Below are 16,772 nucleotides of genomic sequence, written 5' to 3' on the forward strand. Positions count from 1 at the left end.
TGTTAAAATAGAATATGAAAACGATTACATGTAAGGAGTTGATTTTATGAAATTATTTATAGACACAGCTAATGTTGATGAGATAAGAGAGATAAATGATTGGGGAGTTATTGAAGGAGTTACTACTAATCCATCTTTAATAGCTAAAGAAGGAAGAGATTTTAAAGAGGTAGTTAAAGAGATAACTAGTATAGTAGATGGACCGATATCTGCTGAGGTAATATCTTTAGAGGCTGAGGGTATGATTAAGGAAGCTGATGAGCTTGTTAAGATTCATCCTAATATAGTTATAAAGATTCCTATGACTAAAGAAGGACTAAAGGCTGTAAAGCATATGTCATCTAATGGAATAAAAACTAATGTTACTTTAGTATTCTCTGCAAATCAAGCTTTACTTGCTGCTAAAGCAGGAGCTACTTATGTAAGCCCATTTGTTGGAAGACTAGATGATATAGGTCATATTGGTGCAGATTTAATAAGGGAAATATCTGATATATTCGATATTCATGGAATAGAAACTGAGATAATATCTGCAAGTATAAGACATACTGAGCATGTTAAGCAATCTGCTCTTGCAGGAGCTGATATAGCTACTATACCATACAAAATATTTGTACAGATGTTAAAGCATCCTATGACTGATCTTGGAATTGAGAGATTCTTAAAGGATTGGGAAGGGGTTAAGTAAAAAATATTTTTTAGTTAAGTGATTGAGCGAAAATGCTGATTATTGAAATACCGCTACTTAGTTAAAATTTTCATAAAACTAAAGATTTTGCTTTATAAAATATCCTAAAACTTCATGAACTCCCGTTGGTCAGACAATGAAGTTTCTTAACAGATATTTTAACAGCACAATCTAAGTTTTATAGAAAAATATTAACGAAAAAGTAGCTAACATTTCAATAACCAGCATTTTTTAGTTTACCAGCTTAAGAAAAAAATATTTTTTATGAGTAGAAAATTAGATGATTTTGAACCTACATTGGAACTCATTTCTACAATAAAGAAATTTTGATGAAAGGAAGAATAATTTTATAAAAGCAGAATATATTTATATAAGGGTTGTACACAAACTAAGTAAAGAGAGCATGTAGTACAATTTGGGTTCTACTTTTATATTGGACTCAATGCAATAAATGTTAAAATTTTACTCTAAATAAGATTATAATATACTATTTTTAGTATAGAAATATAAAGTGAAACTTAATTAAGAAAGGATGATTTTTATGAGTAATGTTTTAGTCAATTTAAATCCGTCATCTGTTTTTGAATATTTTGAAGAAATGTCTAACATTCCTAGAGGTTCTGGAAATGAAAAAGCAATCAGTGATTATTTAGTTGCTATTGCAAAAAAACATAATCTAGAAGTTGTACAAGATGATGTACTAAATGTAATTATTAAAAAACCAGCAACTGCTGGATATGAAAATGCACCTACTGTTATAATTCAAGGTCATATGGATATGGTGTGTGAAAAAAATAAAGGTACAGTACATGATTTTAAAAAAGATCCTCTTAAATTAAGAATAATAGATGATATGATCTACGCTACAGATACAACACTTGGTGCTGATGATGGTATTGCTGTAGCTTATGCACTTGCACTACTTACATCTGATGATATTCCACATCCTCCTCTTGAAGTTTTAGTTACAGTAGAAGAAGAAACGGGTATGGATGGAGCTGTAGGACTAGATCCAAAACATCTTGATGGAAAATTTTTAATCAATATAGATTCAGAAGAAGAAGGACAACTTTTAGTAAGCTGTGCGGGTGGTATAACAACAAGACAAATACTTCCTGTAAGCTGGGAAGATGTAAATAAAAATGATATCTCGTATACTATAAATATTAGTGGGCTGTCTAGTGGTCACTCTGGTTCCGATATTGATAAGGGAAGAGGAAATTCAAACAAATTAATGGGAAGAATTCTAAATGATCTATCTAGTGATTTTGATTATTCTATAAAATCAATAGACGGTGGATCAAAACATAATGTAATTCCTAGAGAAACCACTACTGTTATTTGTATTAATCCTAATGATTCTATAAAATTAACAGAAAAAATAAATAAGTGGGATACTATTTTAAAAAATGAACTTAGAGCTTCAGACAAAGGTGTAGCAGTAAAACTTGAAAAATGTGAAGATAATACTTCAAAAGTATTTTCAAAAGAAACGATGAAAAAAGCTATTGCATCATTAGTATTGATTCCACACGGGGTACAAAGTATGAACATGGAAATGAAAAATTTAGTGGAGAGCTCAATGAACTTAGCTATTATAACGACAACAGATACAAAAGTAATCTTTGAGAGCTCTATAAGAAGTTCTGTACAAAGTTTAAAATACAATATATTAAATCAAGCAAAAATGATTGCAGATCTATTAGGTTGTGAATTAATAGAAAGCGCAGATTATCCAGAATGGGCATATGATCCTGACTCTAAATTACGTCAACTATTTGAAAAAGTATATCAACAAAAATATGGTAAATCTCCTGAGGTATCAGCTATTCATGCAGGCCTTGAATGTGGTTTGTTTAAAGAAAAAAACAAAGATTTGGATATGGTTTCTTTTGGTCCAGATATGTTTGATGTACATACAGCAAATGAGCATTTAAGTATTTCGTCTACTCAAAGAACTTGGGAATATTTATTGGATGTTTTAAAAGAAATGCGCTAATTTATAAAGGGCAAATCGATTTATAATCGATCTGCTCTTTTTTTTATGCATAGTATTGATAAAGGAACTACACTTGCAAATATTTTAAGCAACGGATGCTGTTAGAGATCGTTGGAGGAATGAGTTATACCTTAGCATGAAGCAAATTTTCTTACATGTTTATTTTTATAATATTGACAGTGGATATCCTTTAATTTACTATAATTATAATAAGGATAACGGAATTGATATTTACATATTTGATTGACTTTATCCATTGTGACACAAATAATTCGATTTCCTAAAAGGAGAAAATTTTATGGAAAAACAAAATATAGGATATATAAAAAATACATTAAAAAATTATTCATTAGACTTAAACTCAGGTGAAAAATCATCTTCTGAGTTTGATGAGTTTAAAAAATTATATCAAAGCATATCTAATTCTGATGAAAAAAATGATTATTTCGATTCTGAATTAGATATTAATCAAGAACAAGGTAATAATGATGATAATACAAGTAATTTAGTACATTACAAAAACTCAACTGAGGAAGAAATAAACTTTAAAAATCAAAATATATTTACAAATCCGCATAATAATATTAATTTACCTATAAGTTCACTTAAAAACAAAGAGAACACTAGATCTGTTATAAGAGACTTATTAGATTTTGATTTTAATGATAATGAAAACACGGATGATGAAAATTCTGATATATTATATACAATATTAATGGAAGAATTATCAGAATCTATAGGAAAGAATTATAAAAATATGAAAGAAGAAGTAAGTTATTTAATTGAATTATTAAGAAAAAATAAACCAAGATCTAGAAAGTTAAAAGAATTACATAGTGATATAGGCATGATGGTATTAGCCATGGATTACTTAAGTAGGTTATTTACAAAGATAGAGGAGAGAAAACCTAAAGAAGATAATGCTTTAAATAAAAAAATTGAGAAGGTATCTTCTTCAGATAAAGAAATATATATTACTGTACTTGGAGATATGGAAAACACAAATAAACTTGCCAATTTTTTAGTATTAACAAAAAGAATAAGTAAATGGGAGATATATAAAGTCAATTATGATAGTGTAAGTATTTATATATGGGCTAAAGATGATATTTATTTTTATGACATTATAGAAATAGCAGATTCATTAGAAATAGATATACTTCCTTTTTAATTTTAAATGGTATTTTAATACCATTTATTTTTTTTGAAATATTACTGAACTTTTTGAATTAAAATTTCCATATTTAAATGTGTAGAGCAATAAAGGCTCTATAAATTTAAATTAAGGAGTGATTTTAATGACTAGAAAAAACAATTATCCTATAGTTTTAGTCCATGGCTTTGCTGGCTGGGGAAGAGATGAAGTTCTAGGAATGCCTTATTGGGGTGGTATAAGTGAAGATTTTGAAGAAATACTAAATGACAATGGATATGAAACTTATACAGCAACAGTGAGTCCTTTTGCAAGTAACTGGGATAGAGCCTGTGAGTTATATGCTTATATAAAAGGTGGAACTGTTGATTACGGTAAGTATCATAGTGAAAAATATGGTCATAGCAGATATGGAAGAACTTATTCAGGTGTTTATCCTCAATTAGGTGAAGTTAATCCACAAACTGGGGAAATTAATAAAATTCATTTACTTTCTCATAGTATGGGAGGACAAACAGTTAGAGTGTTTGCTCAATTACTTGAGGTGGCCTCACAAGAGGAAATTGAAGCTGTTTTAGGCAAAAATGCAACTGAAGAAGATATAAAGATGGCAATTGATAAAAAAGAGTTATCCCCATTATTTGTAGGAAATAATTCGTTTGTTCACTCAGTTACTTCTATTTCAACTCCTCATGATGGAACAACTTTAACATATGGTGTTATGGGAATAGTTCCTTATGCTCAACAGATTATTGGATTAGTTGCAGCACAAGCAGGAATTTATGACAAGCCTGTTTATGATTTTAAATTAGATCAATGGAATCTTAAAATGAATCCAGACGAATCCTATATGGACTATGTTGAAAGAGTATTTAATAGTAACATATGGTCAGACACTAAAGATATTAGTGCATGGGATTTAAGTCCGGATGGAGCTAAAGAATTAAATAGTTGGGTTGATGCTCAACCAAATATATATTATTTCTCTTGGTCAACAGAAGAAACTAAAGAAGGAATTATTACAGGAAATCACTATCCAGAGATTGGAATGTCTCCAATGCTTGTACCTTTTTCAATTCATATGGGAAGATATACTCAAGATGTTGAAGGTAAGGTAGAAATAGATAAGAAATGGTTCCAAAATGATGGAGTAGTAAATACAATTTCAATGAATGGACCAAAAATAGGATCTAAAGATGAAATTGTAAAGTACAATAAATATAATAAAGATGTTCCAAAAGGAAAGTGGAACCATATGGGAATACTTGATTCAGTAGACCATGAAGAAATCGTAGGAGTAGGTACTGTATTGAAAAAAGGCGAATGGTACAAAGAATATGCACAGTTTTTAGGACGTTTATCTAAATAAAGATATAATTTAAAAGCAAAGTAAAAATAAGCACTGTTAAAATCACTAAAACTTAGTGATTTCACAGTGCTTATTTTTTTACTAGTTTTGCAAAATTGTATTGATACAATTGTAAAAAATGTACAAATTTATGTGATTGTATTGATTGTATGCGATACAATATGAGACAATAACATTAGAAAAGGGAAAACCTGTAATTATTGTATGGGTATAATTATAAAGGGGGAGTTAATATGAGTAGATATGAATTAAATAAGAATTTGGCTCAAATGCTAAAAGGTGGAGTTATAATGGATGTTACTAATCCAGAAGAAGCAAAGATTGCTGAAGAAGCAGGTGCTTGTGCTGTTATGGCTCTAGAGAGAGTTCCTGCTGATATTAGAAAAGATGGTGGAGTTGCAAGGGCTTCAGATCCACAAATGATAAAGGGAATTAAAGAAGCTGTTTCTATTCCGGTTATGGCAAAGGTAAGAATAGGACATTTTGTAGAAGCTCAGATACTTGAAGCTTTAGAAGTAGATTACATAGACGAAAGCGAAGTTTTAACACCTGCTGATCCTACTCTTCATATTGATAAAAAAGATTTCAAAATTCCTTTTGTTTGTGGAGCTAAAAACTTAGGTGAAGCTTTGAGAAGACTTGGAGAAGGTGCATCGATGATTAGAACTAAAGGTGAGCCTGGAACAGGAGATGTTATAGAAGCTGTCAAACATATGAGAATGATGAACTCTGAAATTAGAAGAATTCAAGGTCTATCAAAGGAAGAATTAATGAATGCTGCTAAAGAACTACAAGCTCCTATTCATTTAGTCGAGTATATTCATGAACATGGAAAACTTCCTGTTATAAATTTTGCAGCTGGTGGAGTTGCTACTCCTGCTGATGCCGCAATGATGATGCAGCTTGGTTGTGATGGAGTATTTGTTGGATCTGGGATATTTAAATCAGGAGATCCTAGAAAAAGAGCTAGTGCTATAGTTAAGGCTGTTACACATTATAATGATCCAAAGATACTAGCTGAAGTATCAGAGAATCTTGGGGAAGCAATGGTTGGAATCAATGTTTATTCAATAGACAAAGAAGAAAGAATGGCTAATAGAGGGTACTAAAATGAAAAAAATTGGTGTTTTAGCACTTCAAGGTGCATTTGAAGAACATATAAATATGATTAAATCTATAGGACATGAAGCTATTGAAATAAGAAAAAGTGAACAGCTAGACGATATTGACGGAATTATTTTACCTGGTGGGGAAAGTACGGCAATGGGAAAACTACTTGATGATTTTAAAATAAAAGAAGTTTTAATAAATAAAATAAACAATGGTCTGCCGGTATGGGGAACATGTGCTGGAATGATCTTACTTGCAAAAGAACTAGACGGTGATGAAGATGCTCATCTTAAAGTTATGGATATAAAAGTAAGACGAAACGCATATGGTTCTCAACTAGATAGTTTCATTAATAAAGAGCTAATTAAAGGGGTAAGTGATAAAGAAATCCCTATGGTGTTTATAAGAGCTCCGTATATTGTAGGTGCAAGTGAAGATGTTGATTTGCTTCACTCAGTTGATAATAATATTGTAGCGGTACGTCAGAAAAATATGCTTGCAACTTCTTTTCATCCAGAACTAACGGATGATACAACTTTTCATGAATACTTTATAAATATGACAAATAGAATATAAATATAGAAGGCTGTGAGTTTATGTATAAACTCACAGCCTTGTGTTGTAGAGTAAAGTTTTTTTAGATATTTATATAGTCTGATATTTCATCTAAAGGAACTTTAATTTCAGTGTTTTCATCATTAATATTATAAATTACCAGGTTTTTATCTGTAAAATATACATCTTCATATGTATTTTCATTACCAATTGGATTTTCAACATTTAAATTTTCATTTTTAATAATCTCATCCACGATTGATTTTACTTTTTCTACAGATTCTTCAGATTTAAATAAGTTATCTGGGTATATTAATTTTCCGTTTTTCATATTGATATTAATATCGATTTCTTTATGGAACTCAACATCATCAGGTTTATTTACAAATTTATATCTGATACTTAAAATATTATCTGTTTTTGATGCTATTTCTAAGCTTTCATCAATAACATTGCATTCTGCAGCAAAAACTTCATTATAGCTTAGAAATTTATTTTTTATAGTTTTGTTAATTGTATTTTCTAAATCTTTATCTTCTAGTCCCTTTACTTGAGGGTATGTAATTTCTAAATCTACATATTCCTCATAAATCTTAGTTTTAAATGTATTAGTAACAGATTCAACTTCATAAGAATTATTACTTGATATATTTTCTTGTTTTGAACTTTTGTCTACATCATTAGAGTTGACAACATCATTGTTACTACATCCAACTGATAATAAAGATAGTAAAAATATTATTATACATGATACTTTCTTTAGATTTTTCATAATTTAAACTCCTTTTACGTATATAGTTTGATTTTATTTTATAACATAGATTATTTAAGAAGGTTACAGTTGGATTACAATAATGAATTTACTGCACAATTGGCTATTTTTTTTGAATGTTAAGTACTAATAAGTATAAATAGATTAAATATTAGTGATATATTAAATGAAAAAGAAAAGAAATATAACGTAAATAATAAAAAATATAACATATATCTTTACAAAATGTTTAAATATACTGTATAATTAAAGTGAAATTTGTATTTAACGGGAGGAAGTTGATTATGGATAGAAATTTAGCTTTGGAGATTGTTAGGGTTACGGAGACTGCTGCACTTGCTAGTGTTAGATTTATGGGAAAAGGTGATAAGAACGGAGCAGATGGAGCTGCTGTTGAAGGTATGAGAAAGGCTTTTTCTAGTATTAAGGTAAGAGGAGAAGTTGTTATTGGTGAAGGAGAGCTTGATGAGGCACCGATGCTTTATATAGGTGAAAAGGTTGGATGTGGAACTGAAAGTGATATGGAAGTTGATATTGCGGTTGATCCTTTAGATGGAACTTCATTAATAGCTAAGGGACTTCCTAATGCTATTGCTGTAATTGCCATGGCTAAAAAAGGATGTCTGCTTCATGCACCAGACACATATATGAAGAAGATGATAGTAGGACCTAAAGCTAAGGGATGCATAGACATAAATGATTCAATAGAAAATAATATGACAAGAGTTGCAAAAGCGCTAAATAAAGATATTTGTGATATGACAGTTATAATACAAGATAGAGAAAGACATGATGACATAGTTGCTGAGGTAAGAAGACTTGGAGCTAGAATAAAAATGTTTGGAGATGGAGATGTGGCTACTGGTATCGCAACTTGTTTTGAAGATACTGGTGTTGATATATTAATGGGAATAGGTGGAGCACCTGAGGGTGTAATAACTGCAGCAGCTGTAAAATGTATGGGCGGAGATATGCAAGGAATTCTTCATCCTATGAGTGAGGAAGAAAAAACTAGATGTTATGATCTTGGACTTGATGATGAGACTATAGGAAAAACATTATTACTTGATGATCTTGCTAAAGGAGACGAGTTATTCTTTGCAGCAACAGGAATAACAGAAGGAGAGCTTTTAAAAGGAGCTATCTGTTATGATGAAAATAGAATAAAAACACACTCTGTAGTTATGAGATCTAAAACTGGAACGATAAGATTTGTTGAGGCTGTTCACAGACTTGATAAAAGTAATGTAATAGAAGAACTTATGGAGAAATACGGAAACATATAGATAAAATTCATCTAGTCGCTACTCACTGACTCATGTAGCCAACGATTCCTACACGATTCGTTGTTCAAAAAAATTATAGGGCATACAAGTGGAATAGGTTGACTTTTTAAGTAGTGTAACATATTATATATATTGTGATATACTTAAAAGGGGGAATTTAGTATGGATAGAAATTTGGCTATAAATTTAGTTAGAGTTACAGAAGCTGCTGCTATTGGAGGATCTAAGTTTTTAGGTAGAGGAGATAAGAATATAGCAGATCAAGCGGCTGTTGATGGAATGAGAAAAGTATTTGATACTATTGACATAGATGGAGAAGTAGTTATAGGCGAGGGGGAAATGGATGAAGCACCTATGCTTTATATCGGAGAAAAAATAGGAAGCTGTTCAAAAGATGCTATTAAAGTTGATATAGCTGTAGATCCTTTAGATGGAACTAACTGTGTTGCAAAAGGACTTCCTAATGCTATTGCAGTAGTTGCCCTTGCTCCTAAAGGATGCTTACTTAATGCACCAGATATGTATATGGACAAAATTGCTGTTGGACCAAAGGCTAAAGGACTTGTAAAACTAGACAATCCTGTTGGCTATAATTTAAATATATTATCTAATGTACTTAATAAGAGAATGGAAGATTTAACAGTTACTATGCTAGATCGTGAGAGACATTCTAAATTAATACAAGAATGTAGAGCGGCAGGAGTTAGAATAAAACTATTCAATGAAGGTGATGTAGGAGCTGCCATGGCTACTTGTTTTGAAGGTACAGGAATAGATATGATGGTAGGAATCGGAGGTGCTCCAGAAGGAGTACTAGCAGCAGCAGCACTTAAATGTATGGGAGGAGATTTCCAAGGTAGACTTGTTCCTTTTGAAGAGGCAGAGGAAAAAAGATGCATAGATATGGGAATTGACCATAAAAAAATTCTTACAATGGAAGACTTAGTAAAAGGAAATGAAGTATATTTTGCAGCTACAGGTATAACAGACGGTGAGTTTTTAAAAGGAGTTATATATAAAGGTAATAAAACTGCTCAAACTCATTCTGTAGTAATGAGATCGGAAACTGGAACTATAAGATTTATAGAAGCTATACACAGATTAGAAAAAAAACCTAGCTATGCAAAATAAGTTATTTCAATATACTCAAGTATAATAAATCAATATTTGTTTATAATAAAAAAGAGAGATTTAATCTCTCTTTTTTTATTATGGTAAATAATGTAAGGTATGAAAATTAAGCACATTAAGAAGTAATTGAATACATAAGATATACGTTAGAATAACGCGAATTTTTTTTCTTGACCTTATAATATAACAGTGGTAATATTACCTTATTAGATTTCACTTCTATATTCACATCTTATTTTCCCGAGGTTAAATTAAACACTTTAAATTTGGAGGGATACCTATTGAATTGCCAAGATTTAAAAAGTAAGACCATAGCACAACTTAGAGAAATTGCTAAAGAATTAAACATAAAATCTACAACTAAGTACAAAAAACTTGAACTTATAGATATGATACTTGAGATAGATAAGAATAAAAAGAATGACATTGAGAAAAAGAGTGATATTGAGAAAAAAAGTGATGTTGAGAAAAAGAATGATGTTGAGAAAAAGAATGATGTTGAGAAAAAGAATGATGTTGAGAAAAAGAATGATGTTGAGAAAAAGAATGATGTTGAGAAAAAAATAGAAGAGTTGAAGGTTAAAGATAATCATATTCCTAAGAAGGTAATAAATGAATTAAGAAATGATCAAAAACAAGACATAGCACATGGAGTTTTGGAAATACTACCTGATGGATATGGTTTTTTGAGAGGTTCAAATTATCTTTCAACAGGACAAGATGTTTACATATCACCATCTCAAATAAGAAGATTTAATATGAAAACAGGAGATAAAGTAATGGGTATTACTAGACCTCCAAAGAGTGGTGAAAAATTCAGGGCATTACTTTACGTTCAAAAGATCAACAATGAAAATCCTGAAAATAGTATAAGAAGACCTTCTTTTGAGAAATTGACACCTATATATCCAGATGTTGGAATTAATTTACAAAATGAGAGACATCAAATAGCTACAAGATTAATAGATTTAATAGCACCTATAGGTATGGGCCAAAGAGGGCTTGTTGTAGCACCACCTAAAGCTGGTAAAACTATACTTCTTAAAAATATAGCAAACAGCATATCTACTAATTATCCAGATGTTGAACTGATAGTCCTTTTAATAGATGAGAGACCAGAGGAAGTTACTGATATGCAGGAATCTATAAAAGGTGATGTTATATATTCAACTTTTGATGAATTACCATCTCATCATATAAAAGTAGCTGAAATGGTACTAAGTAGAGCGCAAAGGCTTGTTGAACATGGAAGAGATGTTGTAATACTTCTTGATAGTATAACAAGGCTTGCAAGAGCTTATAACTTAACAATACCTCCAACAGGAAGAACTTTATCAGGAGGACTTGATCCTGGAGCACTTCATGGTCCTAAAAGATTCTTTGGAGCAGCTAGAAATATAAGGCAGGGTGGATCATTAACTATACTTGCAACAGCATTAGTTGAAACAGGATCTAGAATGGATGATGTTATATTTGAAGAATTTAAAGGAACTGGAAATATGGAAGTTCATTTAGATCGAAAACTTGCTCAAAAGAGAATATTCCCAGCAGTTGATATAGTTAAATCTGGTACTAGAAAAGAAGAACTACTTCTTACTAGTGAGGAGATGAGTCTTCTTTGGAAAGTTAGAAAGTCCATCGGAAACAACACTCAAGATTATACAGAAAAGATAATAAAATTCCTAAAGCAGACAAAAGATAATAAGGAATTTGTAAATTTAGTAAATAAGAATATTTAATCTTGAAGAGAAAAAAGTCATATGATATAATGTAAGAGTTGAATATTGATAAGAAAATAAAATTAACATAATCAAAAAGTTGAAAGAGGTGAAAATAATGAAAAAGGATATACAACCAAAATATGAAGAAATAACTGTACACTGTGCATGTGGTAATACATTCAAAGCAGGATCAACTCAAGATGAAATAAGAGTAGAGATTTGCTCGGCTTGTCACCCATTCTACACTGGAAAGCAAAAGAACATTGAAAAAGGTGGAAGAATCGATAAGTTCAAGAAAAAATTCAACATTGGTTAATAGTGGAGGTTGGTTAATCCAGCCTCTATTTTATTTGGGAGATAATATAATTTTAAATATATGAATAATGTTGATCTAAAAAGTAAATTTGCAACTATTTTAAGCAACGTAGTCTGTTAGGACTCGTTGGGGACATAAGATGTATATTAGCATTAAGCGAATTTTTCTTTGGAGGAGATTTTTATGTATAGACCTATCCATCATGGATACATAGAAGTAGTTATTGGCCCTATGTATAGTGGAAAAAGTGAAGAACTTATAAGAATACTTAAGAGGTCAAAAATAGCAAAGCAGAATGTAGTAGCATTCAAACCTGCTATAGATAATAGGTATAGTAATGAAGATGTTGTATCTCATAGTGGGGCAAGTATAAATGCTATTCCTATAAAAAGTGCAAAAGAAATTTATGAACATATAGATTCGGATACACAGGTTGTTGGTATTGATGAAATTCAATTCTTTGAAGATGAGGTTGTTGATATTGCAATAGACCTTGCAGACAAAGGTATAAGAGTTATAGCTGCAGGACTTGATATGGATTTTAAAGGAGAGCCTTTTGGCCCTACACCAAGACTTTTAGCTGTAGCTGAATTTGTACAAAAACTTCAAGCTGTATGTATGGTTTGTGGAAATCCTGCACATAGAACTCAGAGATTGATAAATGGACAACCTGCTAAATACGATGATCCAATAATATTAGTTGGAGCTACGGAAAGTTATGAAGCAAGATGCAGAAAGTGTCATGTAATAATAAAAGAAAATGATTAAATTAAAATACATATAGGATAAATCCTATATGTATTTTTTCGCGCGTATTTGAGGGCGGATAAATTAAAATATAAGATAGAAAGAGATAGGAGACATAAAAATGAGTATTGCAAAGAATAATGTATACGGAATAGAGAATTATAAAAACAAAAAGAAGAATGATAGTCAGAGAATAGAGAATATAGAAAAGTTATTATGTGAGCTTGTTGGTGAATTAAAAGGTGTTAAAGAAACATTAAAAAATATAGAAAATAATAAATAATAAGATCGTATATTATATTTAAACACCATATAAAACAATGATATAATATTACCAGATTGGAGGAGGTAAATTATGGGTAAAGCTATATTTGAACAGATTAATGGATCTTTCGCTCTGGTACTTGTTTCGAATTGTGGGGTTATAAGTGTCGAGAATTTATGTGATTTGTCTTGTAAGTTAAAAGAAATGAAAGTTCCAGTTGTAAAATTATCTAGTAGACAGACATTAGTTGTTGTAGGAAGTTCAGAACAATTACAAGAAGTTGAAAAAATAGCACCTGGATATGGATTTAAAATAGGTAATTTTGGAACTCAGGTTAGAAATGTTAAAGGTTGTAGTGCAGGAGAAGGACTTTGCAAAAGACAGCTTGATACGGCTCTTAACTTGGGTATAGAACTTGAGAATGAATACTTTGGAATTGAAACTCCGCATGATTTTAAAATAGCTGTAGCTGGATGTCCAAGGGGTTGTACTGATCCTTTATGTGCGGATTTTGGAGTTATAACTAAGGGAAAAGATAAGTTTGATGTTTATATAGGTGGTAGAGGAGCAACTATTAAGCCTATACATGCTACAAAGATATATAACAACATATCTAGAGAAAATGTGAAGGTTGCTCTAAAGCACGTACTGGACATTTACATAGAAGAAGGAAATAAAAAAGAGAGAATCTTTAGAACTATAAATAGAATAGGAATTGAAAAGTTTGTAAATAAAGATGTTGAGGAAAATAAAAAACAGCATGTTGATGAAGACTTTTTAGCTTTTATATAGAGTTTTAAAATTACATATGGATTAGATTTTGTTTTAGTAAAGGGGGGAATGGTTTTATGAGTAGCATTTTAGATACTATAGAAATATTGAATAATTTATGTGAGGAATGTTCTTTATACGAGACAGATGAGTGCAATAATAAAAAATGTTTGGTTGGATATTCTAAGAGACTATTGGAATTCTCAAAGCTTAAAGGGGTTATACAAATAGAAGGTGCATCTAGTATGATTCCAAAAGAAGATGTTAAATATTATGGGGAAGATTTAGTATGCTCTGGGATAGCAAATACTTGTGCTCATTGTAAGAATTGCCAAGAAAGCCATAATGAGGACTGTATTATAGCAATTCTTAGAAAATGTCTTGAAAATACTGTTATAAAGAAGAATATACCTTATAAGGGTTCAACTTTTATGTACTTAATGGATCTTAATAATGAAAATAAAGAAATAGCAGCTATTGTAAATGATAAAATTAAAACTGTTAATGCATAAAAGATAATTTCATAAGTATTAGAGCGTAATCCAAAATAAATGGGATTAAAATACCGCGAATGTGTTAAAAATTTTTAATAAAACTAAGAATTACATCTTATTGAATATCCTGAAAGTTCTAAACTCCCTAACGGTCAGACAACGAACTTTCTTAACGGATATTCAAACGCTGTAATGCAAGTTTTATATAAAAATATTTAAATGATTCGCTAACATTTTAATCCCATTTATTTTGTAATTGTAGCTTTTATACTTTAATATTTTTTAAATCCGATTTTTACAAATAGGAATTCTTTTCTATGGTAACAATAGAGTAGATAAGATTTAGCTTTATAATAGAATACTTACTATTAAAACTATATATGAAAATGTTAGTGAATGCTTTTATATATTTTGACTAAAATATCGTTGTATTCGCGGTATTCTCATATATAGTTTTACAACCAATATACTATAGAGCGTTGATAAAAGAAGTAAAGTATCAACTATTTTTAAGTAAAAGCCTTTAATGAATTAATTCATAGGTTTCACGAGTATGTGCGAAGTTTATACTTTTATGATAATATATATTGGAAAGGAGATGAGACTATGGCTAAAAAAACCGTCGGAGGACAAGCGGTAATCGAAGGCGTTATGATGAAAAATGAAGATAAAATAGCAGTAGCTGTTAGGAAGTCTAATGGAGAAATTGAAATAGATAAAAAAACAATTAAAAGCTGGGTTATTGATAAAGGGCTTAATAAAATTCCATTTTTAAGAGGAGGATTCGTACTTCTTGAAACTATGGTAGAAGGGATTAAGTCTCTTAATTTTTCAGCTCAGTTCTTTGATGATGAGGAAGAGGTTGAACCTTCCAAATTTGAAAAGTTTTTAGAAGATAAGTTTAAAGAAAAGACAAATGATATATTGATATACTTTTCTATGTTTATAGCTTTGGTATTTTCGGTTTTATTGTTCATATTAGTACCTACTTTTTTAGGAGGTATCTTAAAAAAGTTTACTGATAATGTTATGACTTTAAACTTTGTAGAGGGATTAGTTAGAATTGGAATATTTTTAGCGTATGTATCTCTTATATCTTTAAATAAGGATATAAAAAGGGTATTTCAATATCATGGAGCAGAGCATAAATCTATTTATTGTTATGAAGAAGGACTTGATTTAACTGTAGAAAATGCAAGGGAATTCTCAACTCTTCATCCAAGATGTGGTACGAATTTTATGTTTATAGTTATGATTGTATCTATGCTTATATACTTTTTATTTGGATGGCCAAACCCACTTTTAAGAGTGGTATACAGATTAATATGTATACCTATTGTAGCGGGTATATCATATGAGATTATAAGAATTGCTGGAAAGTACGATAATATATTTGTAAAAATTATTTCATTACCTGGGATGATGCTTCAAAAAATTACTACTAGAGAACCAGATGATGAGCAGTTAGAAGTTGCTCTTTGTGCATTGAAGGTAGCTCTTGGAGAAGAGGTGGAAAAAAATGACGATAAGACAAATGATGAAAAAGTGGATAAGAGAGCTTAGTAAGAGTACTACTGCAAAGCTTGATGTTGAGCTTGCTATGTGTAAGGTACTTGATGTAACTAGACTTTATATACATCTTAATTTAGATGAGGAAATTTCAAAGAAGGATGAAAATAGGATTGAGGCTCTTTTAAAGCAAAGAAGAAAAGGAAGACCTATGGCTTATATTATAGGGAAAAAAGAGTTTATGGGACTTGATTTCTTTGTTAAAGAGGGAGTGTTAATTCCAAGACCAGACACTGAGGTGTTGGTTGAAGATATTATACAACAAGCTAAAAAAATAGACAATCCTTTAATAGTAGATATAGGAACGGGTTCTGGTGCTATTAGTGTGTCTTTAGCTAAGTATATAAAAGATTCAAGAATATATTCACTTGATATATCTGATGATGCTCTTGAGGTGGGCGCAGTTAATGCTAAGAACAATGAGGTAGAAGATAAGATAACTTTTTTAAAGTCAGATGTATTCTCAGCACTTGAAAATGAGGATATTAAATTCGATATAATAGTGTCGAATCCTCCTTATATAAGACGTCTTGATATAGAAGGACTTGAGGTTGATGTTAAGAACTATGAACCATCTTTAGCTCTTGATGGAGGAGAGGATGGACTTGATTTTTATAGAAAGATAACTGAGGATTCTACTAAGTTTATAAAGGATAATGGAATTTTAGGTTATGAAGTAGGATATGATCAAGCAGAGGATGTAAAAAAGATAATGATACAAAATGGATATGGTGATATAAGAATATTAGAAGATTTGGCTTCTATACAAAGGGTTGTTATAGGAACAAAAATTTGATATAATGAAAAATTGATATACTGAAAGAGG

17 protein-coding genes are annotated in these 16,772 nt (G+C 30.5%); 16 read left to right on the top strand and 1 reads right to left on the bottom strand.

Features of this window, described 5'->3' with window-relative positions:
• Positions 1-46 precede the first annotated feature (46 nt).
• The 6 genes from fsa (at position 47) to pdxT (ending at position 6,895) form a co-directional block, all read left to right on the top strand.
• The gene (fsa, locus tag P4S50_RS00450) at positions 47-688 is read left to right on the top strand and encodes a fructose-6-phosphate aldolase (RefSeq protein WP_277732543.1); all 642 of its coding nucleotides are present in this window, start codon (positions 47-49) and stop codon (positions 686-688) included.
• Between the two features lie 541 nt (positions 689-1,229).
• A complete protein-coding gene (locus P4S50_RS00455; protein ID WP_277732544.1) occupies positions 1,230-2,687 on the top strand; it encodes an aminoacyl-histidine dipeptidase in 1,458 nt (485 codons plus the stop codon).
• Positions 2,688-2,985: 298 nt separating this feature from the next.
• On the top strand, positions 2,986-3,858 hold the full coding sequence (locus tag P4S50_RS00460; RefSeq protein WP_277732545.1) for a hypothetical protein: 873 nt from the start codon (positions 2,986-2,988) through the stop codon (positions 3,856-3,858).
• Positions 3,859-3,985: 127 nt separating this feature from the next.
• Positions 3,986-5,209 (top strand): esterase/lipase family protein, encoded by a 1,224-nt coding sequence (locus P4S50_RS00465; protein ID WP_277732546.1) that lies wholly within the window; start codon positions 3,986-3,988, stop codon positions 5,207-5,209.
• A 233-nt stretch (positions 5,210-5,442) separates the two neighbouring features.
• Complete coding sequence (pdxS, locus tag P4S50_RS00470) at positions 5,443-6,318, top strand: pyridoxal 5'-phosphate synthase lyase subunit PdxS (RefSeq protein WP_277732547.1); 876 nt, start codon at positions 5,443-5,445, stop codon at positions 6,316-6,318.
• 1 nt (position 6,319) lies between these two features.
• Complete coding sequence (pdxT, locus tag P4S50_RS00475; RefSeq protein WP_277732548.1) at positions 6,320-6,895, top strand: pyridoxal 5'-phosphate synthase glutaminase subunit PdxT; 576 nt, start codon at positions 6,320-6,322, stop codon at positions 6,893-6,895.
• Between the two features lie 61 nt (positions 6,896-6,956).
• Here the strand turns inward: pdxT and P4S50_RS00480 are convergent, their stop codons facing one another.
• A complete protein-coding gene (locus P4S50_RS00480; RefSeq protein WP_277732549.1) occupies positions 6,957-7,646 on the bottom strand; it encodes a hypothetical protein in 690 nt (229 codons plus the stop codon).
• Between the two features lie 284 nt (positions 7,647-7,930).
• On the opposite strand from P4S50_RS00480, the gene glpX (P4S50_RS00485) reads away from it, so the two are divergent.
• The 10 genes from glpX (P4S50_RS00485) (at position 7,931) to prmC (ending at position 16,742) form a co-directional block, all read left to right on the top strand.
• Positions 7,931-8,932, top strand: coding sequence for a class II fructose-bisphosphatase (gene glpX / locus P4S50_RS00485; RefSeq protein ID WP_277732550.1), 1,002 nt, complete (start codon positions 7,931-7,933; stop codon positions 8,930-8,932).
• Positions 8,933-9,094: 162 nt separating this feature from the next.
• A complete protein-coding gene (gene glpX / locus P4S50_RS00490; RefSeq protein WP_277732551.1) occupies positions 9,095-10,063 on the top strand; it encodes a class II fructose-bisphosphatase in 969 nt (322 codons plus the stop codon).
• A 281-nt stretch (positions 10,064-10,344) separates the two neighbouring features.
• Positions 10,345-11,802: a transcription termination factor Rho gene (gene rho, locus P4S50_RS00495; RefSeq protein WP_277732552.1), complete on the top strand. Its 1,458-nt coding sequence runs from the start codon at positions 10,345-10,347 to the stop codon at positions 11,800-11,802.
• Positions 11,803-11,899: 97 nt separating this feature from the next.
• Complete coding sequence (gene rpmE, locus P4S50_RS00500; RefSeq protein WP_277732553.1) at positions 11,900-12,100, top strand: 50S ribosomal protein L31; 201 nt, start codon at positions 11,900-11,902, stop codon at positions 12,098-12,100.
• Positions 12,101-12,283: 183 nt separating this feature from the next.
• Positions 12,284-12,868 carry a thymidine kinase gene (locus P4S50_RS00505; protein WP_277732554.1) on the top strand — a complete coding sequence of 195 codons (585 nt, stop codon included), beginning with the start codon at positions 12,284-12,286 and terminating at the stop codon, positions 12,866-12,868.
• A 100-nt stretch (positions 12,869-12,968) separates the two neighbouring features.
• Positions 12,969-13,130 carry a hypothetical protein gene (locus P4S50_RS00510; protein ID WP_277732555.1) on the top strand — a complete coding sequence of 54 codons (162 nt, stop codon included), beginning with the start codon at positions 12,969-12,971 and terminating at the stop codon, positions 13,128-13,130.
• Positions 13,131-13,202: 72 nt separating this feature from the next.
• On the top strand, positions 13,203-13,904 hold the full coding sequence (locus tag P4S50_RS00515) for a nitrite/sulfite reductase domain-containing protein (protein ID WP_277732556.1): 702 nt from the start codon (positions 13,203-13,205) through the stop codon (positions 13,902-13,904).
• 56 nt (positions 13,905-13,960) lie between these two features.
• Positions 13,961-14,395 carry a hypothetical protein gene (locus tag P4S50_RS00520; protein ID WP_277732557.1) on the top strand — a complete coding sequence of 145 codons (435 nt, stop codon included), beginning with the start codon at positions 13,961-13,963 and terminating at the stop codon, positions 14,393-14,395.
• 588 nt (positions 14,396-14,983) lie between these two features.
• A complete protein-coding gene (locus P4S50_RS00525) occupies positions 14,984-15,940 on the top strand; it encodes a DUF1385 domain-containing protein (protein ID WP_277732558.1) in 957 nt (318 codons plus the stop codon).
• Positions 15,897-16,742: a peptide chain release factor N(5)-glutamine methyltransferase gene (prmC, locus tag P4S50_RS00530; RefSeq protein ID WP_277732559.1), complete on the top strand. Its 846-nt coding sequence runs from the start codon at positions 15,897-15,899 to the stop codon at positions 16,740-16,742. Before P4S50_RS00525 ends, prmC begins: the two co-directional genes overlap by 44 nt.
• Positions 16,743-16,772: the final 30 nt, after the last annotated feature.

This window comes from Tepidibacter hydrothermalis, assembly GCF_029542625.1.
Classification (GTDB): Bacteria; Bacillota; Clostridia; order Peptostreptococcales; family Peptostreptococcaceae; genus Tepidibacter_A; species Tepidibacter_A hydrothermalis.